This window comes from Bradyrhizobium sp. CB82 (genome assembly GCF_029714405.1).
Lineage (GTDB): Bacteria > Pseudomonadota > Alphaproteobacteria > Rhizobiales > Xanthobacteraceae > Bradyrhizobium.
Genome location: NZ_CP121650.1, coordinates 6245782 through 6264790 on the forward strand (window position 1 = coordinate 6245782; position 19009 = coordinate 6264790).

Genomic DNA, 19009 nt, shown 5'->3' on the forward strand with positions numbered 1-19009 from the left:
ATCCATCAAGCGGCTTTCGGGGGAAGCGCGAGTGCGCGGCCGAACATCATGTCGGTGCGGATCGCGGCGACCTTCTCGCGATTGCGGATCAGTTCGAGATACCAGAGCGCGTCCACGGTATCGCCGATCAGCACGGCGCCGGTGAGCCTGCCGTCGGCGATCACCAGCTTCTTGTAGGTGCCGCGCCTGCGATCGGAGAGCACGAGGCTCTCGCTGCCCTCGCCGCCGACGAAATCGCCAGCCGAGAACACGCTGACGCCGGACACCTTCAGATTGGTCGAAACCACGCTGCCCTGATAGGCGGCACTCTTCCCGGCAAGATGCCGCGCCAGCACACGCGCCTGCTCATAGGCCGGCTCGACCAGCCCGTAGCAGGTGCCGCGATGCTCGGCGCATTCACCGAGCGCGAAGATGCCGGACTCGCTGGTCTGGAGGCAATCGTTCACGACGATGCCGCGGTTGACCGCAAGCCCCGCCTCCTTCGCGATCGTGACGTTCGGCCGGATGCCAGCAGCAAAGATCACGGCATCGGCCTCGATACGGCTGCCGTCGGCAAGCTCGACGGCCTCGACGTGGTCCTCGCCATGAATGCACTTGGTGCTCGCGTTCAGAAGGACGTGGATGCCCTTGCGCTCGACCAGCGTCTTGAGCAGCTCGGCCGCCGGCAGATCGAGCTGGCGCTCCATCAGGCGGTCCATGAGGTGCAGCAGCGTCACCGGCGCGCCCGCTTTCGCAAGACCGTAGGCAGCCTCAAGTCCCAGCAAGCCGCCGCCGACCACGACGACGCGCTTCTTGGCTGCCGCGAGCGTCAGGAGCAGGTCGACGTCGCGGCTGTCGCGAAACGTGTGAACGCCCGTGAGATCCGCGCCCTGCACGTTCAGCCGCAGCGGCGTCGAGCCAGTGGCGAGGACGAGCTTGGAATATTCCATGCTCTCCTCGCCCGCAATCTTCAGCTCGCGCCGGCCAATATCGATCTCGGTGACGCGATAGCCATAGCGTACGGTGACGCCACGCTGACGCCACCAGTCGGCGGGCCTGAGCTCGATCTCGTGCGAGCCGGTCTCGCCCGCGAGCACGGACGAGAGCAGCACGCGGTTGTAAGCGAGCCGCGGTTCTTCGCCGATCACAGCGACTGCGTAACGGCCGAGCGCGGTCTTGGCGAGTTCATCGACCAGACGCGCGGCCGCCATACCGTTACCGACGATGACGAGCGGTTCACTCAACTTTGGTCTCCTATTCTGCGGCCTGCGGCCGCGCGCCATAGGCCTTGGAAATCATGAAGTTCGACAGCACGCCGTAAGCCGCGGTCCACGCCGCCGCGACGTCGGGCGTCCAGGCATCGCCCAGGCCCTTCTCCAGCGTCCACAACAGCGTTGAGCCCACAACCGGATAGTGTTCGGGCTTGGCACCGTAGGCGACGTGACGTTGCGCGAGCGCAGAGGCGGCCGGCAGGATCGAGTCGAGATTGGTCAGACCGTTCACGACGACGGCAAGCGTCGCCATCAGCTTCTTGCGCTGCTCGGTCATGTCAGCAGGAAACATCGCCTTCACGGATGGCGCGACCTCGAACAGGCGGTCGTAGAACAGCACCGCAGCCGCTTCCGAAATCGGCGCGACCTTGGCGAAGCTCTGCTGGACGAGGTTGATCTGTTCGGGCGTCATGTTGGTCTCCTTGCTGGTTTGAAGTCTGCACTTTGTCCGCGCCATTGCGGATAAGGTTCATGGGGCAAACTCTCCGGCAAAACTTCTCCCCGTGTACGGGGAGAAGCGAGATTCGTACCAACGCGTCACACGCGCGCTTCGGCGAGGCTCGGCGCGCCTTCGGCCTGCGGGCCGCGACGCAGGTAGAACCACCAGGTCAGCCCGAGACAGGAGGCGTAGAACACGAGATAGACCGCGAGCGCGAGCTGCGGTCCGCCGGTCATCGCGATCGACTTGCCGAAACCGCTCGGGATCAGATAGCCGCCGACCGCGCCGACCGCTCCGATGAAGCCGACTGCCGCACCACTCTCGATGCTCGCCGTCTTCAGCGCGAGCGCGCGCGCCGCGTCGCCCTTGCCGCGCACCTTGAACAGATTCTCCTCGCGGAAGATCGAGGGGATCATCCGGTAGGTCGAACCGTTGCCGATGCCTGTCGTGACGAACAGGATCAGGAACATCGAGAGGAAGCCGATGAAGTCCTTCTGACCGACGAAATAGAGCACGCCGATCGTCGCCGCCGCCATCGCGATGAAATTCCAGAACGTGATGATGGAGCCGCCGACCTTGTCGGCCAGCCAGCCGCCGAACGGCCGCGACAGCGAGCCGACCAGCGGACCCAGGAAGGCGATCGAGATCGTCATCGCGGGAAACTGGGTCTTGATCAGCAGCGGAAATGCCGCCGAGTAGCCGATGAACGAGCCGAAGGTCCCGATATAGAGATAGGCCATGATCCAGGTGTGCTTGCGCTTGACGATCGCGAGCTGGTTCTTCACCGACGACTTGGCCGAGGTCAGGTTGTTCATGAAGAACACGGCCCCGAACACGGCGATCGCGATCGGCAGCACCCACATCAAGCCGGCGTTCTGCAGAAAGGTGCCGTCGACGGGCGTCGCCTGGAACAGATTGATGACGCCGAGCGTCATCAGGATCGGCGTCAGGAGCTGCACGCTGGAGACGCCGATGTTGCCGCCGGCGGCGTTCAGACCGAGCGCCGATCCCTTCATCCGGTCAGGGAAGAAGAAGGAGATGTTGGTCATGCTGGAGGCGAAATTGCCGCCGCCGAGGCCTGCGGTCGACGCAACGAGCAACATCAGCCAGAACGGCGTGTCGGGCTGGCTCACGAAATAGGCAAGCGACAGCGTCGGAATGAACAGGATCGCCGCGCTGAAGATGGTCCAGTTGCGGCCGCCAAAGGTCGTGACCGCGAAGGTGTAGGGGAAGCGCATCAGGGCGCCGATCAGGCCCGGCACGGCGACGAGCTGGAAGAGCTGGTCAGTCGTGTAGTGGAAGCCTGCCTGCGGCAGCTTGGTGGTGACGATGCTCCAGATCAGCCAGACCGAGAAGCCGATATGCTCTGCCACGATCGACCAGATCAGGTTGCGTCGCGCGATAGTCTTGCCAGTCGCATTCCAGAACGCCTCGTCTTCGGGGCGCCAGTCTGAAATCCAGGCCGGATTTCCAGTCGGATTCTTCGTCATTGATAATCCCTTTTGGTCTCACCGCTGCGTCGTTGCAGGCTCAGCCTCCACGCACGGAGGCGCGCTCCGGGGCTCGTTCCCCAGTGGCGAGTTCACGATGCTGATTGATGATGTTGAGGGACGTCGTCGTTGGCGTCGCAAAATGACATATCAAATTCCATGCCAAGTGCGCGTGTCCTGGAAATAGAGGGATTTCAGCGAGTTATTCGCGTCGCCCGAAATTCTTGCAGGACTTTTTCGCACGCAAATTTTGCGATTCGCTCAATCCTTGTGCGACGCACAAGGATTGAGCGAGATGTCGATTATTTAGGCGCGGACAGTTTGTGGCCTTAACCATTCGTTTACGCGGCTTCGACGAAGCGGTGACGCTCGTAGAGGAATTCGAGTACGCGCTGGCGACACTTCAAGTAAGTGGCATTCGACGCGAGCTCGAGCCGTTTGCGGGGACGCGCGAGCGGTACGTCGAGCACTTCGCCAATGCGCGCGCTCGGCCCATTGGTCATCATCACGATGCGGTCGGACAACAGCACGGCCTCGTCGACGTCGTGGGTGATCATCAGAATGGTGTTGCCGAGCTTCTGATGCAGCGCCATCACCGAGTCCTGTAAATGCGCGCGGGTCAGCGCGTCGAGCGCGCCGAAGGGCTCGTCGAGCAGGAGAACCTTCGGCTCCATCGCGAGCGCGCGGGCAATGCCGACCCGCTGCTTCATGCCGCCGGAGATTTCCGACGGACGCTTGTCCTTGGCATGGGCCATCTGCACGAGGCTGAGATTGTGCATTACCCAGGCCTCGCGCTCGGCCCGCGTCTTGGTCCTGGTAAAGACCTTGTCGACACCAAGCTTGACGTTCTCGAACACGGTCAGCCAGGGCAACAGGCTGTGGTTCTGGAACACCACGGCACGATCGGGGCCGGGCGAGTTGACCTCGCGGTTCTCCAGCAGCACGCCGCCGGTCGAGGCGCCGGTCAGACCTGCGATGATGTTGAGCAGAGTCGACTTGCCGCAGCCGGAGTGGCCGATGATAGAGACGTACTCGCCCTTCTCGATGGCGAGCTCGATATCCTTCAGCACCTCGGTCGTGGCGGCACCGCGGGTAAAGATCTTGTCGATGTGATCGAGCTTCAGATAGGCGGTCATGTGCCCTCTCCTTCAGTTCTGCGCGGTGCCGTGGGTGACGAACTTGCCGAGGCCCGCGATCAGGCGATCGAGCACGAAGCCGATGATGCCGACATAGAACAGTGCCAGGATGATCTCGCTGATATGCGAGGAGTTCCAGGCGTCCCAGATGAAGAAGCCGATGCCGACGCCGCCGATCAGCATTTCGGCCGCGACGATCGCGAGCCAGGAGAGACCGATGCCGATGCGCAGGCCGGTGAAGATGTAGGGCGCGGCCGCCGGGATCATGATCTTGCCGAAGAACTCCAGCGGATTGAGCTGCACGACGGCCGCGACGTTGCGGTAGTCCTGCGGGATGTTGCGGATGCCGACCGCGGTGTTGATGATGATCGGCCACACCGAGGTAATGAAGATGACGAAGATCGCCGAGGGCTGGCCGTCGCGGAAGGCAGCGAGCGAGAGCGGCAGCCAGGCGAGCGGCGGGATGGTGCGCAGGACCTGGAACAGCGGATCGAGTCCGCGCATTGCCCAGATCGATTGCCCGACCAGCGTGCCGAGCGCGATGCCGACGATGGCCGCGATCGCGTAGCCATAGGCGACGCGCTGGAGGCTGGCGGAGAGATGCCAGAACAGGCCCTTGTCGATGCCGCCATGATCGAAGAACGGATCGAGGATCAGCTCCTTGGTATCCTTGAACACTTTTGATGGCGGCGGCAGCGTCGAGCCGGCGCGGCGGCAGATGAGCTCCCAGACCAGCGTCAGCAGCGCGAGCACGACAAGCGGGGGGATGACGCGGACCGCAGTCTCCTTCGCCATCCTGGCATAAGCCTCGGCGCGCGGCGGGCGCTTCGGTGTCATCGCGACGACCGGCGCGGCGGCGGCGACGGAAGGCGCAACACCTTCAGCATTGATCTTCTTCACGGACATGTTCATCGAAACTGTTCTCCGGCTGCAATGGCGATGCGGCCGCCCATGGGCGGCCGCGGGACCAATCAGACTTCGACGCGCTTGATCGCGAGCGACTTCAGATAGGCAGCCGGATTTTCGGGGTCGAACACCTTGCCGTCGAAGAAGGTCTCCTTGCCGCGCGAGGTGGACGTCGGGATATCCGAGGCCGCAACACCGAGTGTCTTGGCCGCATCCTTCCAGAGATCCTCGCGGTTGACCTTGGCGATCAGCGCCTTGCTGTCGAACCCAGGCTCGTACTTGCCCCAGCGGATGTCCTCGGTGAGGAACCAGAGATCGTGGCTCTGGAACGGATAGGAGGCATTATCTTTCCAGAAGCGCATCTGTTGCGGCGAGTTCTCGACGACACGGCCGGTGCCGTAGTCGAACTTGCCCTTCATGCGGTCGGCGATGTCTTCGACCGGGCAATTGATCCACTGGCGCTTGGCGCAGATCGTCGCCGCCTCCTCGCGGTTCTCGACCTTCTCAGCCCATTGCTGGGCTTCCATCACCGCCATCAACAGCGCTTTCGCCGCCTTCGGGTACTTGTCAACGAAGGCCGCGCGCATGCCGAACGACTTTTCCGGATGCTTGTCCCAGAGCTCGCCGGTGGTGATCGCGGTGTAGCCGATCTCCTGGTGGATGAGCTGGAGATTCCAGGGCTCGCAGACGCAGAAGCAATCCATGGTGCCAACCTTCATGTTGGCGACCATCTGCGGCGGCGGCACGACGATGGTTTCGATGTCCTTGTCGGGATCGATGCCGCCGGCGGCGAGCCAATAGCGGATCCAGAGATCATGCGTGCCGCCGGGGAAGGTCATCGCGGCCTTCACGGCCTTGCCGGAGGCTTTCTTCCTATCCAGCGCGACCTTGAACGGCGCAGTGTCGATGCCAACTTTGACGTCGGCATATTCCTTGGCGACCGAGATGCACTGGCCGTTCAGGTTGAGCCGCGCCAGGATGTACATTGGCGTCGGCTGGTTGTTCTGCGTCACCTTACCGGCGGAAATCAGATACGGCATCGGCGTGAGAATGTGCGCGCCGTCGATACCATTGCCTTCGGAGCCGAGCACGAGGTTGTCGCGCGTCGTGCCCCACGAAGCCTGCTTCTGCACCTCGACGTCGGGCATGCCGTACTTGGCGAAGATGCCCTTCTCCTTGGCAACGAACAGCGGGGTCGCGTCGGTCAGCGCGATGAAGCCCAGCTTGGCGCCCTTGACCTCGGGGCCTGCTTCTTGCGCGAACGCTCCGGCGGGGAAATTCAGCTTGGCGGCGGCGAGAAGTGCAGCGGTGCTGCCGGTCGCCTTCAACAATTGACGGCGGCTGAGGCCGCTCTCTGAGGGGCGGCGAATGCGCTTGGTCATAGGTCGTGTCGTCCTTTGCGTCGTTGCAGAAGTGGTGCGTCAGTGCACACGAGCCCGTCCGGCGACGCCGCCTTTGGCGCATGCGAACGCATGACGGGAGGGACCCCCGTCCGGTGGCGTCGGCAAATTCGGATGAGAAATCTCGTGGGACGGCGTCGATGGCGTCGACACAAACTATTCAAGCTTTGTGCCAGGCCCGGCGGGATCAATATTTAAGTTATATCAATATCTTGATGGGGATTGACAGATTGTCGCAGGCCTCTTCTCCGCACGCGGAACTTGCGACCTGCCCGGTTCTTGTGCGTCGCATATAAACTAGGCAGGGCTAGGGAGGACCTTCTCAAGCGTGTTCCGCGACCTTCACCCCGAGCGGCTTGGGAGCCAAACCGTTGCCGGGCTTGAGGTGGAATTCATAGGTCATCAGGTGCCAGGGCGCGGCCGCCTTGCCGCCGTCGGGCATCGCCGGATCGGTGCGTTTCTCGACCTTGGCGATCAATTCGTCCTTGACCCCGAACACCACGTCGGAATCGAGATATTTGTCGCCGCCGATGAAGACGTGGGTGATCAGGGGCTCATAGCCCTTGGCGTTGACAAGGAAATGCACGTGCGCAGGGCGCATCGGGTGGCGGCTGGTCTGCATGATCATCTCGCCGACCGGGCCGTCGGTCGGGATCGGATAGCTGCATGGCAGAATGGTGCGGAAGAAGAAGCGGCCGTCGTCATCGGTGATGAAGCGCGCCCGCGCCGAGGCGCCAATCTCGTCGTAGTTCGGCTTCTGGGAATCGTAGAAGCCGTCATCGTCGGCGTGCCACACGTCGACGGGAACGTTGGCGAGCGGCTTGCCGTTGAGGTCCGTGACGCGGCTCTGCACGAACATCTTCTCGCCGGTGAGATTATGCGGCGAGATGTCGGTGCCATGCGCGGCCACCTTGTGCTCGCCGACATAGAAGGGGCCGAGCACCGTGGTCTCGGTGGCGCCGCCGCGGTCGCGATGGTTCACGGCGTCGACCAGCATGGAGACGCCGAGCACGTCGGAGAGCAGGATGAACTCCTGGCGGGTATTGGTGCACTTTTGTCCGGTCCGGGTCAGGAAATCGATCGCATAGTCCCATTCCTCGAAGGTGAGACCGGTCTTACTCACGTAATCGTGCAGCGACTTCACCAATTCCTGGAGCAGGAATTTCGCGCGCGGGCTTGGGGTGTTGTCGAAGCTCTTGACGACGGCCTCGGTGAGCTCGCTCTCGCTGAATTGGGTCATTTCTCTTTCCCGCTGTCCGATTTTCTCGTTGTTTGGCCTGACGGCGCTCCGCGACGGAGCCTACACCAGTCGGGTAGGCAGCGTTAAGCGCGACCGGCTTGGAATGGGGTCCTCATTTCGGCTATCACCTGTCCATAAAACCAGTCCGGAGGAACTGATGCTCGCCCCCAGCCCCGCCTCGCCCGAATCCGTCGGCATGTCCAAGGCCGCGCTCGACCGCGTCGATGCGCATCTGAAGAACCGGTATATCGATGCCGGCCGCTTTCCTGGAACGCAGCTCCTGGTCTATCGCCGCGGCAAGGTCGCCCACCGCTCGATGCTGGGCCTTGCGGATGTCGAGCGCGAGGTGCCGGTCAAGGACGATACCATCTACCGCATCTATTCCATGACCAAGCCGCTCACCAGCGTCGCCTTCATGATGCTGGTCGAGGAAGGTCTCGTCGCGATCGACGAGCCCGTCGCCAAATACATTCCAGAGTGGAAGGACCTTGGCGTGTTCGTCGCCGGCACGAATCCCGCCTTCCTGACGCGGCCGCCATCCCGGCCAATGCAGATCGTCGACCTTCTGCGCCACACGTCCGGGCTGACCTACGCCTTCCAGCAGCGATCCAATGTCGACGCGGCCTATCGCGAGCAGAAGATCGGCGAGGTGGAGAAGGCCGGCACACTCCAGAGCATGATCGAGGGACTGGCCAAGATCCCGCTGGAATTCTCGCCGGGCGATGCCTGGAACTACTCGGTCTCCACCGACGTGATCGGATATCTCATCGGCAAGATCTCAGGCATGCCCTTCGAGCAATTCCTCAAAGCACGCATTCTCGATCCGCTCGGTATGACCGACACCGATTTCCACGTGCCGGCCTCCAAGGCGCACCGCTTCGCGGCCTGCTATTCAGCCGACCCGCAAGGCGGCATGACCTTCCACGCCGGGCAGCGCCGTCAGGGCCTGACCCTGCAAGACGATCCGGCGACGAGCTCGTTCCTCACCCCGCCCTCCTTCATTTCGGGCGGCGGCGGCCTGTGCTCGACGGTGGCCGACTATCTCACCTTCTGCCGCGCGCTGCTGGGTGGCGGTGAGCTCGGCGGCGTCCGCCTGATCGGGCCGAAGACGCTGGCCCTGATGGCAACCAACCACATCCCGGGCGGCCGCTTCTTGCCGGAGGTCTCGCGCTCGCTGTTCTCCGAAGCGACCTATAACGGCATCGGCTTCGGCCTCGGCTTTGCCGTTACCATGCGCCCGGCAGAGACGCTGATAGCGGGCAGCCCCGGCGAGTATAGCTGGGGCGGCGCCGCAACGACCTCGTTCTGGATCGACCCGGCCGAAGAATTGATCACGATCTTCATGACGCAGGTGGTGCCCTCGAGCGCCTATCCGATCCGGCGCGAGCTCCGCAGCATGATCTACGCCGCGATCACCGAGAGCAATCTGTAGGTTTCGCGCGATCACATGAGACGGGCCCCGGCGAATTGCCGCCGTGGCCCGACGTGTCGGCCTCAGTGCATATGACCAATCAGATAGATGCCGCCGCCGATGACGAGAATCGTCGGCACGGCCCACAGAATGAACACTGGAATGATTGGCATCGTCACCTCCGTCAGTTGGATGTGCAGACCTTGACGGTCTTCATGCCTGCCTCGGCCTCGGTGCGCGACTTGTAGACGGTGCCGGCCGGGCCGACGACGGTCATCGAGGATTCCGTCGGCTTCTTGTCGACGATGGTGCATTTCTTGGTCTTGACGTCCTGCACGACGTAGAATTCGTCGGCGGCAAAGGCTGGAACGACGAAGGCAGCGATCATCAGCGCCGCGGTCGCGGTTTTCAGTTTCATGGTCCCTCTCCTCCAATCGCCGAAGTCGTTGCTTCGGCAATTCGACAACGGGAGGAAGCGTCAGGTTGTTCCTCGTCGTTTGGAACGCGGTGCGCTTTGCAGGGTTGTTGCCGCGATCGCTTCAACGAGGAGGATATCATGAAGAAGCTGTTGCTGCTTTCCGCAGCCGCCGCGCTGATCTCGACTGGCGCCATCGCGCAATCGACGGTCACCACCACGACCGGAACCGGTCACGCGACGGTTCAGATCGAGCCGGAATACCGAACCAAGATCAAAACCTACGTCACCGAGCACCATGTGCAGCCAGTGAGGACAAAGGAGAAGATCATCGTGGGCGCGACGGTCCCGAGTGATGTGGAGCTCGAAGCGGTTCCTACGGACTGGGGCCCCTCGCTCACGAAGTACCGTTACGTTTATTCTGGCGATCGCGTGATGCTAGTGGATCCGGGCACGCGCACTGTGGTGCAGGAAGTCGAGTGATCGTCTGAGATGAACGGGCCGCCGAAAGGCGGCCCGTTCGCCGGAGGATGAGGTGACGAGCTTGCCTGCATCGAATGCGGTGCAAAATCGATCGCGCTCGAAGAAGCGATCATTTGGAAAATGCCTTGGCGCTGGCGCGCCGCAGACCGTATGCTGACCCGTAGCTCGACGCCGTCGCGCCGAAACCGGGACGTCCGCGTTTGCCAAAGTTGACCCTGCCCGTACGGCTCGCTCTCCGGCGGCGTGCTGCTCCTGACCGGGCTTGCCTTCGCCTTGCGCATGGCCGCCACCATCGCGCGCGGCGAGATGCTGCACAATCTTTTGGTCGAAGAGCTCAACCACCGCGTCAAGAATACCCTCGCCTTGATGCAGGCGATCGCGGTGCAGTCGTTCCGCAGCGCGAGCCGCAACGAGCGCGTCAAGTTCGAGGGACGTCTCGGCGCGCTTGCGGAAGCGCACAATCTCCTGAGCCAGAAGAAGTGGCAGGGCTCAGAGTTGAAGGACGTCATTGCCCGCGCACTGGACCCGTTCCTGCTGAACAATCCGGATCGCATCCGGATGAACGGACCGGCGGTGCCGCTGTCGCCTCGCCTCGCCCTTGTGCTTTCGATGATCGTGCACGAGATCGCGACCAACGCCGCCAAGTACGGCGCGCTGTCCAACGAAACCGGGACGGTGACGCCGGACTGGGAGGTCACGGCCGATACGCCCAAGCCGCGGCTGCGACTGATCTGGACCGAGCGGGGCGGCCCGCCGGTGACCGCTCCGGTACAACGCGGCTTCGGCTCGCGCCTGATCGAGCGCAGCGCGCGCGATCAGCTCGGCGGCGAAGCCACGGTTGACTTCCTGCCGCGCGGCGGCGTCTGCACGATCAGCTGCGCGCTGGACGAAACGCGGTAGCGAAAGACCCTCCCGACCTGTCCTAACCGATGCTCTGGAGCACCGGAAAAGTCTCGAGCAGCCAGATGCTCATGTTGCTGATCGCGCCGGTGAGAAAGAAGATGCCGGTGATCACCATGAGCACGCCCATCGCGCGCTCCACATTGACGAGATGGCCCTTCATGCGCGCGAACAGCGCCGAGAACTGCTCGATCAGGAGCGCTGCAATCAGGAAAGGAATGCCGAGCCCCGCGGAATAGACCGCGAGCAGGCCGGCGCCCTTGGTCACCGTCGCCTCCGCCGCGGCGATCGAAAGGATTGCCGCGAGGATCGGCCCGATGCACGGCGTCCAGCCGAAGGCGAAGGCGAGCCCCATGATATAGGCCCCCCACAAGCCGACCGGCTTGGGGATCGGCAGCCGCCCTTCCCGCATCAAAAGGCTGATGCGTGTCAGCCCAAGGAAGTGCAGGCCCATCACGATGATGACGACACCGGCGAGGATCGAGAGCTCGGTCGACCAGGCACGGATCACGCTGCCGATCAGGGAGGCGCTGGCGCCCAGCGCGATGAAGATGGTCGAGAAGCCAAGCACGAACAGCAGAGCCGACATCATGACCGCGCGCCTGGAGGCGGACGGCTGCTCGTCGCTCTCGACGTGCTCGATCGTGGCGCCCGTCAGATAGATCAGATAAGGCGGAACCAGGGGCAGGACGCAGGGCGAGAGGAAGCTGACGAGGCCGGCAAGCAGCGCCGCCGTAATCGAAACATTTTGCATGATGCAGTCGGGGCCATCTCAAGGCCCGCACCGTGCGCAAGGGGGCGCGACGGAATTTGGGCCTACCGGCCTTTGGTGTAACCGATGCAGGGCAATGCGCAACAGAGGCGCGGAAATCCAAGGCTCCTCCCGATGCCGCCTCTGATCACAGATGCGGCATCGGGACGCGCACAAATCTCGCGGCTGCGAGAGATGGCGGCGTGGTTATTTCACCACGCGGAGCAGCGGACGCCGGGGCTGGTCCTGCGTCTGCTTGGAACGGAAGGCGGTGTCGCTGGCAGCGCCCCGCAGCATTTCGTCGCACAACGCCCGCAATTCGCCATTGTCGATGCCTTTGAGTTTCATCCGCAAATCGAGGATGGCGATTGACAGCAATTCGACCGTCTCGCGGACCTGGTTCTGACCGAGAACCCGACGGCACTCCTCAAGCGTTTCGAGCACCGACTGCAATTGTTCATCTGAATGCGGCACCGGCGTACTTTCCGTTAGTTCAACCTGTGAGAATGAATGGCAACGATCCCCGCGGCCCATCGTCGCCGGCGAGGATAGCATGACGAATTCGGGGCTTCGAACACGATTTCGCCGCGTCCGGAGCGAAATACAGCGTCCCATCAGAAATATGGCGTCGTTTGAGCGAGGAATGGGAGGCAACGCCAAGCCTCGCCAAGTGCCTCGACTTGGGGTCGATGCTCTCCAGCTTCGGAGAACCCGATATCCACCCAGTCCTCTCAAGGCTCGCAACGAAACGCACGCGATACCCCTCTTCCGGACGATCGTCTGCCCGATTCCCAACCCTTGGCACACTGCGATACCACAAAACCATAGGTGAGGATGACGTAAAAAAACTCGCCACCCCCGCAACCCGCCGTGGTTGTGGTTTGTCCAAGATTCTGCCAGTTTAGCCAGCCGAAAGGACTTGTATGCACCTCTTGGCGGAAAGGGGCGTTCCTCTGGAAGAACGCCAGAAAGCACTCCTCGGCGGCCTCTCGGATTGGGATGCGGCCAGGATATTCCTTGAGGTCGTGCGTTGCGGCAGCTTCCGCTCGGCCGCCGAGCGCCTTTCGCTCTCCATTAATGCCGTCCGGCGACGAATCGACGATTTCGAGCGCCAGATCGGCGCCACCCTGTTCACCCGCGACGTCCACGACACCCATTTGACCGATGAAGGTGCGCTGGTGGTCTCGGCCGTCGAGCGTATGGAGGCCGCGACCTTCGACGTGCTGCGCGCCAGCGATACGCTCGCGGGCACGTCCGGCGAGGTGCGGGTCGCCATCACCGAGGGACTCGGCACCTTCTGGCTCGCGCCGCGGCTGGTCGAATTCCAGCAGAGCTATCCAAATATCCTTGTCGACCTGCACTGCGCGATGCGCTCGGCCGACGTCTCCCGTCACGAGGCCGACGTCGCCATCCATCTGTCGCGCCCCTCAGCGCTGGACATCAAGCTGGTGCGGCTTGGCCGCATGCATCTGATGTTCTGGGCGGCCGAAAGATACATTCAGAAACATGGCGCACCACGCACGGCCCACGAATTGATCAAGCACCGCCTGGTGCTGCAATTCGCCGATCAGATCGCCGCCAAGGAGACATTCGAGAGCTTCTTCCCGGGCGTTGCGGAGCGTGACCTTCTGGTCATGAAGACCAACGTCTCAAGCGCCAACTACTGGGCTGTCGCGAACGGCGCCGGAATCGGCGTATTCCCGAGCTATGCCATCGCGCTTGGCGGGAAGTTGATTCCACTGGAGGTCGCGTTGAAGCGACCGTTGGATATCTGGTTGTCCTACCATCCCGGTAGCGGCCGGATTCCAAGGGTGCGGCACATGATTGACTGGCTGATCGAGGCCTTCAATCCGGCGCGCTTCCCGTGGTTCAAGGATGAATTCGTGCATCCGCGCGAATTCAAGGAAGTGTACATGGGCGAACCCCTGACCCAACTCTTCGGGGGATTTTCAACCGAGGAACGGTGAAAAAAAGTATGAAAACAGCGGCGAAGAGAATGAAGCAGCGCAGTGCCGGCAAACCGGACATTGAGCTTGGCAAACGGATCAGGTTGCGGCGCGTCGAGATGAAAATCTCGCAGGCTGAGCTTGGCGAGAAGCTGGGTGTCAGCTTCCAGCAGGTCCAGAAGTACGAAAAGGGCGTCAATCGCGTCGGCGCGGCCCGTCTGCAGCAGATCGCTTCGGCGCTCGACGTGCCCGTGACCTTCTTCTACGACGGCGACAACAAGGCGCGCGAAGTCGAGAGCCTTCTGTTCCTCGACAGCGCCTTCAGCCTCCGGCTGCTGCGCGCCTATAGCAAGATCAAGGACCAGACGGTGCAGCGTCAGCTCGTCTCGCTGATGGAATCGATCGCGGCGAACGAAAGCTGAGCGATCGACGGCTGGGCAGTCGGCCGTCCATCGATTTGATGTTCAATCCGCCGCGTCGCGGGGGCGCGGCTGGATTGAACGGGACTTCGAGCGCGCCTGATGCGCGGCAGTTGCTTTTTTGGGCCTCCTCTGAACGGGCCCGCTTGCTGCTTTTCGTTCCTCTCCGACGCGTTTTTCACGAACCGATCCGAGCCGTCGAACGACCAAATCGAGGGCGGATGGGCCGGGACGCCTGCGTTTAATCGGACCTCAACCCCCATGCCCTAGGATGCCACCGCCTCGCCGAACGCCGCGCCCGCGGCACTGCTGCAAGAAGAACGTCATGCGAGCGCCCGTCCGGGCCTCGGCTTTCCAAGGGGAAGATCAGGAATATGTTGAAGCGCCAAGCCATCATTGTTGCGGTTGGCCTGTTCGCGAGCGCCTCGGCCCTTGCGCAAACCGAAACCACCGGCCAGGCTGGTCCCGCCAAGCCCGGCGCCACAGCGCCGGCCGGCACGACGCCCGCGACGGCCAATCCGGCCCACATTGCGGTGCCGAAGGCCGCCGCAACGTCCGCCTCGACCCCCGAGTCACGCTCAGCCGCCGCACTTGCGCTGTCGCACGAGCCGATCCTCGACGAGGGCTCGGTCCAGCGGATCAAGGACGCTGCGCTGAGCTATTCCGACCTCGCCGTGCGCGGCGGCTGGCCGATGATCCCTGCGGATGCGAAATTCACGCTCGGCGCGCAGGGGCCCAGTGACGAGTTGCTACGCAAGCGCCTGATCGTCTCCGGCGATCTCGCCGCCGACCAGACAAGCGGCGCCTTCGACGAGACGCTGGCGGAGGCCGTGAAGCGCTTCCAGGCACGCCATGGCCTGGCGCCGACCGGCACGGTGACGCCGCGCACGATCGCGGCCATGAACGTTCCCGTACAAAAGCGTATCCGACAGCTCGAGGCGTCGCTGGAGCGGCTCCAGAACATGAACTTCGGCTTCGGGCAACGCTATGTCGTGGTCAACATCCCCGCGGCCTTTGCCGAAGCGATCGAGAACGACGTGGTGGTACGGCGCTATCGCGTGATCGTCGGCAAGACCGAGAAGCCTTCGCCGACGCTGACGGCCGAGATCACCGGCGTCATCCTCAACCCGACCTGGACCGTGCCCTCCTCGATCGCCAAGACCGAAATCTCCGCGCATATGCGCAAGGATCCGACCTATCTGTCGCGCATGCACATGGAGGTGCTGGACGGCCACGACAATCCGATCGATCCGCATTCGGTCGACTGGTCGGGCACGCACACGCCGAACTTCACCCTGCGCCAGCAGAACGGCACGTTTAACGCACTCGGCGCGGTCAAGATCGACATGCCGAACTCCTATTCGGTCTACATGCACGACACCAACCAGCGCAATCTGTTCAGCGACGACTACCGCTTCGATTCTCACGGCTGCTCGCGCGTGGACAATGTTCGCGATCTCGCAGCCTGGCTGTTGAAGGACCAGCCAAGGTGGAACCGCGCCGCGATCGACGCTGAAATTGCCACCGGACAGCATCTCGAAGTCGCTATGGCCAGGAAGGTGCCGGTGGCCTGGATCTATCTCACGGCATGGATGACCAAGGACCAGACCATCCAGTTCCGCAACGACGTCTACAATCAGGACGAACAATTGCTGGAGGCCACGGCCGAAGAGGCCGCGTTCTTCAGCAATGCCGCCAACCATCCGCTGACCGCGCATCTGGCGCAGTAGGCACGGAGCGGCCCTCGGGGGGCGTCCCAGCTGGCGCTCCCCATCAAAATCTGAAAAACAACCCCATGCAAAGGCGCGGGACGGTCGCCGCGGGCCATTGCGGATTTTACGAAAATGACTTGACGCGTCGGGCAAATCACCTGTAAACATGCATCATCGCAAGAATCATCAAGCCCGCACCGCCCCCGCTCGCGGGCTTTCTTGTTGAGGCGGCTGGAGCTGCCACCGGTTGGAAGCAACGGCGCACGGCGAGTCGCCGCTGCGTAAGCAGCAATGGCACCTCATGACGGTTTGTGCATTGAATCGGTATGACCGCGACCGATGCAGCACAGTTCCGTAAGGAAGCGGAGGAATGCCAGCGGCTGGCCGATCGGGCCATGAGCGAGACCGAACGAGATGCCTGGCTGAGACTGGCTGACGATTGGACCAAGCTTGCGGAAGCCGCCGAGCGCGGAACGATCTTCTCACGACGCTAAAGCATGGATCGGAACAGTTTTCCCTCGCGACAAACCCGGAACGCGTTTGCGCCGAGATCATGTGCAAACAACAACCTAAAGCGCGATGAGTTTTGGTTGAATCGGTGCGATGCCGAGTGATTCACCTCTCCGGGAGGGAGAGGTGTCCCCATATGACTACCTGATCTCACCGCGCTTAGCCTATCGCCACGCTGCAGAGACTGCTTCTCGCAGGACACAGCCAAGGAACGAAGGCGCGCCTGCCGGATTGTTTCACGAACCGGTTTGGCCCCCCGCAACACCGGTGGAAAGCGAAACCCCCGGCCGCTCCTCCCCCCAGCGGCCGGTTTTTTTTGCCGGCTTCTCCGATCCGCGCCCGAGTCGATCGTCGCGAGGCGTTGTCTCACGGCCCGCGCCAAACTGCGCCGGTGGTAGCGACCTGCAAATTGAAAGTTGCGTCCACTGTTGGCACTCAAGTCACCCACTGAACGGGTGCGCGTGCAGCGGTCACCAGCCGCCAAACCATTCGCGACGCTCCAGGGCCAGCCGCCTCGCCGGCAATCTTTGCGTCGTTCTGGTTGAGCGTTTCCCGTGCCGCTCGCGACGGCCCACGCCCGCTGACGATGTCTGCGCCGGTTGGCCGGGGTGGCAACGAGGGAGCTACCATCGCGAATGCATCCCTTGGCTCGGCTTCACGTCCCCGGTCATGAATGGGAGTCGAAGAGGACACGACAGTCGGCCTGTTCGTGTCGAGACGATCTTCTCAGGAACGCTTCGCGCCGAGCGAATGCGGATGACAGATCGGTCAATGTCCGTGGCGACAGCGTGATCGCCTTGAGGAGGCCAATACCAAACCGCTGCGAACAGAAGCACCAGCAACAGGCTTGCTGTGAACAGGAAACATCTGACGATCGGCATGAGACCCCGCGAGAGCGTTGGCCCTTCCAGGGCGGCGCGTTAACACAGGCACTTGGCAGATGTTCCCGAAATGCCGCGAAGGCTGTGCTTTGCTCGAAGCGTTCTGACGCGACCAGTCGCAGCGACGCCGACGAAGCGCGACGGGAACGGCGATGCGCGGCGGGCGTTGAGCGTTACCTTGCGGAGAAAACGTCAACGGGAGCATGAGGGGCCGCCCGAGCGGGTGGCGGCGAGAGTGGGCAATATTTTGGTTAGCCGAGATCAGTTCAATGTCACGCCTGAAGGCATTACGCACAAGCCGACCGGCGCTTCCTTTATTCCTGACATCGACAACCCTCTCTCCGGGAGCATTCGAGCGGGCCAGCTGAAAGGCGAGCCTCGAACCGGCGACCGATACGATCCAGAGACCGTGAAGAGGATGATGGAAGAGCTCTGGGCCGAGTACGTCGAGGCAAATCCGACTCTGTTCAAGACGTCACGCTAAACACGTCCCGCCAGACCTGAGCGGGCTCGGAGAGCCCGCCGCGATTTCATTGGCTAGATGGACGCCAGCTTTTGACCCTGCCTATGGCACGTCCTGACGGCGCAATCCAAGAAGAACAGCCGTGGTCCGGTCTGAGATCTGGCCCCCCTGCCATGGTTGACCTCGCCGCACAGCCTGCCGCAAATTGCCATCCGCCAACACAAGCGGGTGCGCGATGCCAGACGTTCTCCAGCCGGATACTTCATTCGCCGACGGCAACATCCTCAGGACGACCACCGACGGCGTTGGCGTGATCGCCTTCAACAATCCCGACAAGCACAACGCGATGTCGCTCGAGATGTGGGAGGGATTTGGCCAGGCGCTGACGAACCTGCGCGACGATGACGCGGTGCGCGTGGTGATCCTGCGTGGCGCCGGCGGCAAGGCTTTCGTGTCGGGTGCGGACATCAGCCAGTTCGAGAAGCAGCGCCACAACGCGGCGGCCTCCGAAGACTACGCGAAGCGCAGCGCCGCGCAGCGGGCGATGCTCGCCGACTACCTCAAGCCGATTATCGCCTGCATCCAGGGCTTCTGCCTCGGTGGTGCGAGGGGCACCGCGACGAAGCGATCCAGACTGCCTCCTCGGAACGACCTGGATCGCTCCGCTGCATCGCGCACGACGTTGAGCGCGCTGATCTGGAACCGCTCGCACCATCAAATGACGTGAACCGATATTCAGGAAGATTAAATTCCTCTCGGGCCCGTTTGCACATTGCAACCAACTGATCTCGCGACGGTTCTCTCGACACCAACGAGGGAGATTGTGATGAAACTCAGATTTGCTGTGCTTGGCCTGGCGGCTATGGGCGGTGTGGCGCTCGCGTCAGGGCAGGCTCTGGCGGCAATGCCGAATGGCATTCCGCAGGCCGATCGTATCGCCAGCGGCCCGGCTGCCAATGTCGATCAGGTGCGCTGGGTCTGTAACCCCTGGGGCCGTTGCTGGTGGCGCCCGAACTACTATGGCGCCTACGGCTTTTATGGTCCGCGGCGATTCTACGGACCCGGGTGGGGCTGGGGCCATCGTCACTGGCGCCGCTGGTGATCGACGAAGGGGCCCAAGGGGCCCCTTTTTCGTGAAACGTTCTGCACTCACAAAAAACGCTCTGACGGCCCAGCGTAATTCTTCCGATCAGGGCATTGCCGCTCTCAGGCCCAAGATCGACATACAGACGTATCGGCTTCAACGTCGCCTTCTGT

The 19009-nt window shown here is 62.7% G+C and carries 18 protein-coding genes and 2 pseudogenes; 10 read left to right on the forward strand and 10 right to left on the reverse strand.

The window, feature by feature from the left end:
• Positions 1-5: 5 nt before the first annotated feature.
• The 7 genes from QA640_RS30335 to QA640_RS30365 form a co-directional block, all read right to left on the reverse strand.
• On the reverse strand, positions 6-1223 hold the full coding sequence (locus QA640_RS30335) for an FAD-dependent oxidoreductase (protein WP_283036531.1): 1218 nt from the start codon (positions 1221-1223) through the stop codon (positions 6-8).
• A gap of 10 nt (positions 1224-1233) precedes the next feature.
• Entirely contained in the window at positions 1234-1662 is a 429-nt protein-coding gene (locus tag QA640_RS30340; protein ID WP_283036532.1) for a globin family protein, read from the reverse strand.
• 125 nt (positions 1663-1787) lie between these two features.
• Positions 1788-3179, reverse strand: a complete 1392-nt coding sequence (locus tag QA640_RS30345; RefSeq protein WP_283036533.1) for an MFS transporter — start codon at positions 3177-3179, stop codon at positions 1788-1790.
• A gap of 341 nt (positions 3180-3520) precedes the next feature.
• On the reverse strand, positions 3521-4315 hold the full coding sequence (locus QA640_RS30350; RefSeq protein ID WP_283036534.1) for an ABC transporter ATP-binding protein: 795 nt from the start codon (positions 4313-4315) through the stop codon (positions 3521-3523).
• Positions 4316-4327: 12 nt separating this feature from the next.
• Positions 4328-5227 (reverse strand): nitrate ABC transporter permease, encoded by a 900-nt coding sequence (ntrB, locus tag QA640_RS30355; RefSeq protein ID WP_283036535.1) that lies wholly within the window; start codon positions 5225-5227, stop codon positions 4328-4330.
• A 59-nt stretch (positions 5228-5286) separates the two neighbouring features.
• Positions 5287-6603, reverse strand: coding sequence for a CmpA/NrtA family ABC transporter substrate-binding protein (locus QA640_RS30360; RefSeq protein ID WP_283036536.1), 1317 nt, complete (start codon positions 6601-6603; stop codon positions 5287-5289).
• Between the two features lie 340 nt (positions 6604-6943).
• Positions 6944-7861, reverse strand: coding sequence for a dioxygenase (locus QA640_RS30365; RefSeq protein WP_283036537.1), 918 nt, complete (start codon positions 7859-7861; stop codon positions 6944-6946).
• Positions 7862-8018: 157 nt separating this feature from the next.
• Between QA640_RS30365 and QA640_RS30370 the strand changes: the two genes are divergently transcribed.
• On the forward strand, positions 8019-9293 hold the full coding sequence (locus QA640_RS30370; protein ID WP_283036538.1) for a serine hydrolase domain-containing protein: 1275 nt from the start codon (positions 8019-8021) through the stop codon (positions 9291-9293).
• 163 nt (positions 9294-9456) lie between these two features.
• On the opposite strand, the gene QA640_RS30375 is transcribed toward QA640_RS30370, so the two are convergent.
• Positions 9457-9690 carry a hypothetical protein gene (locus QA640_RS30375; protein ID WP_283036539.1) on the reverse strand — a complete coding sequence of 78 codons (234 nt, stop codon included), beginning with the start codon at positions 9688-9690 and terminating at the stop codon, positions 9457-9459.
• 138 nt (positions 9691-9828) lie between these two features.
• On the opposite strand from QA640_RS30375, the gene QA640_RS30380 reads away from it, so the two are divergent.
• Together QA640_RS30380 and QA640_RS30385 are read left to right on the forward strand one after the other, a co-directional pair.
• The gene (locus QA640_RS30380) at positions 9829-10170 is read left to right on the forward strand and encodes a DUF1236 domain-containing protein (protein WP_283036540.1); all 342 of its coding nucleotides are present in this window, start codon (positions 9829-9831) and stop codon (positions 10168-10170) included.
• A gap of 228 nt (positions 10171-10398) precedes the next feature.
• A pseudogene (locus QA640_RS30385) lies at positions 10399-11070 on the forward strand (sensor histidine kinase); the annotation flags it as partial.
• Between the two features lie 22 nt (positions 11071-11092).
• Here the strand turns inward: QA640_RS30385 and QA640_RS30390 are convergent.
• Together QA640_RS30390 and QA640_RS30395 are read right to left on the reverse strand one after the other, a co-directional pair.
• Positions 11093-11824, reverse strand: coding sequence for a cytochrome c biogenesis protein CcdA (locus QA640_RS30390; protein ID WP_283036541.1), 732 nt, complete (start codon positions 11822-11824; stop codon positions 11093-11095).
• A 204-nt stretch (positions 11825-12028) separates the two neighbouring features.
• Positions 12029-12265, reverse strand: coding sequence for a hypothetical protein (locus QA640_RS30395; protein ID WP_283042931.1), 237 nt, complete (start codon positions 12263-12265; stop codon positions 12029-12031).
• Between the two features lie 479 nt (positions 12266-12744).
• Between QA640_RS30395 and QA640_RS30400 the strand changes: the two genes are divergently transcribed.
• The 7 genes and pseudogenes from QA640_RS30400 to QA640_RS30430 all read left to right on the forward strand — a co-directional run bounded on the left by QA640_RS30400 (position 12745) and on the right by QA640_RS30430 (position 18854).
• Positions 12745-13788, forward strand: coding sequence for a LysR family transcriptional regulator (locus tag QA640_RS30400; RefSeq protein WP_283036542.1), 1044 nt, complete (start codon positions 12745-12747; stop codon positions 13786-13788).
• 29 nt (positions 13789-13817) lie between these two features.
• Positions 13818-14189: a helix-turn-helix transcriptional regulator gene (locus tag QA640_RS30405; RefSeq protein ID WP_020608151.1), complete on the forward strand. Its 372-nt coding sequence runs from the start codon at positions 13818-13820 to the stop codon at positions 14187-14189.
• 371 nt (positions 14190-14560) lie between these two features.
• Positions 14561-15916, forward strand: coding sequence for a L,D-transpeptidase family protein (locus tag QA640_RS30410; protein ID WP_283036543.1), 1356 nt, complete (start codon positions 14561-14563; stop codon positions 15914-15916).
• A gap of 308 nt (positions 15917-16224) precedes the next feature.
• On the forward strand, positions 16225-16392 hold the full coding sequence (locus QA640_RS30415; protein ID WP_283036544.1) for a hypothetical protein: 168 nt from the start codon (positions 16225-16227) through the stop codon (positions 16390-16392).
• A gap of 949 nt (positions 16393-17341) precedes the next feature.
• Positions 17342-17773 (forward strand): hypothetical protein, encoded by a 432-nt coding sequence (locus QA640_RS30420; RefSeq protein ID WP_283036545.1) that lies wholly within the window; start codon positions 17342-17344, stop codon positions 17771-17773.
• A gap of 214 nt (positions 17774-17987) precedes the next feature.
• Positions 17988-18356 (forward strand): annotated as a pseudogene (locus QA640_RS30425) (enoyl-CoA hydratase/isomerase family protein); the annotation flags it as partial.
• Between the two features lie 222 nt (positions 18357-18578).
• Positions 18579-18854 (forward strand): hypothetical protein, encoded by a 276-nt coding sequence (locus QA640_RS30430; protein ID WP_283036546.1) that lies wholly within the window; start codon positions 18579-18581, stop codon positions 18852-18854.
• Positions 18855-19009: the final 155 nt, after the last annotated feature.

What these genes read in the sequence shown, in the direction of transcription:
- QA640_RS30350 (WP_283036534.1), bottom strand. Translation starts at nt 4,315, where the DNA reads ATGACCGCCTATCTGAAGCTCGATCACATCGACAAGATCTTTACCCGC.
- QA640_RS30405 (WP_020608151.1), top strand. Translation starts at nt 13,818, where the DNA reads ATGAAGCAGCGCAGTGCCGGCAAACCGGACATTGAGCTTGGCAAACGG.
- QA640_RS30340 (WP_283036532.1), bottom strand. Translation starts at nt 1,662, where the DNA reads ATGACGCCCGAACAGATCAACCTCGTCCAGCAGAGCTTCGCCAAGGTC.
- QA640_RS30400 (WP_283036542.1), top strand. Translation starts at nt 12,745, where the DNA reads ATGCACCTCTTGGCGGAAAGGGGCGTTCCTCTGGAAGAACGCCAGAAA.
- QA640_RS30360 (WP_283036536.1), bottom strand. Translation starts at nt 6,603, where the DNA reads ATGACCAAGCGCATTCGCCGCCCCTCAGAGAGCGGCCTCAGCCGCCGT.
- QA640_RS30345 (WP_283036533.1), bottom strand. Translation starts at nt 3,179, where the DNA reads ATGACGAAGAATCCGACTGGAAATCCGGCCTGGATTTCAGACTGGCGC.
- QA640_RS30430 (WP_283036546.1), top strand. Translation starts at nt 18,579, where the DNA reads ATGAAACTCAGATTTGCTGTGCTTGGCCTGGCGGCTATGGGCGGTGTG.
- ntrB (WP_283036535.1), bottom strand. Translation starts at nt 5,227, where the DNA reads ATGAACATGTCCGTGAAGAAGATCAATGCTGAAGGTGTTGCGCCTTCC.
- QA640_RS30380 (WP_283036540.1), top strand. Translation starts at nt 9,829, where the DNA reads ATGAAGAAGCTGTTGCTGCTTTCCGCAGCCGCCGCGCTGATCTCGACT.
- QA640_RS30415 (WP_283036544.1), top strand. Translation starts at nt 16,225, where the DNA reads ATGACCGCGACCGATGCAGCACAGTTCCGTAAGGAAGCGGAGGAATGC.
- QA640_RS30390 (WP_283036541.1), bottom strand. Translation starts at nt 11,824, where the DNA reads ATGCAAAATGTTTCGATTACGGCGGCGCTGCTTGCCGGCCTCGTCAGC.
- QA640_RS30365 (WP_283036537.1), bottom strand. Translation starts at nt 7,861, where the DNA reads ATGACCCAATTCAGCGAGAGCGAGCTCACCGAGGCCGTCGTCAAGAGC.
- QA640_RS30410 (WP_283036543.1), top strand. Translation starts at nt 14,561, where the DNA reads ATGTTGAAGCGCCAAGCCATCATTGTTGCGGTTGGCCTGTTCGCGAGC.
- QA640_RS30375 (WP_283036539.1), bottom strand. Translation starts at nt 9,690, where the DNA reads ATGAAACTGAAAACCGCGACCGCGGCGCTGATGATCGCTGCCTTCGTC.
- QA640_RS30370 (WP_283036538.1), top strand. Translation starts at nt 8,019, where the DNA reads ATGCTCGCCCCCAGCCCCGCCTCGCCCGAATCCGTCGGCATGTCCAAG.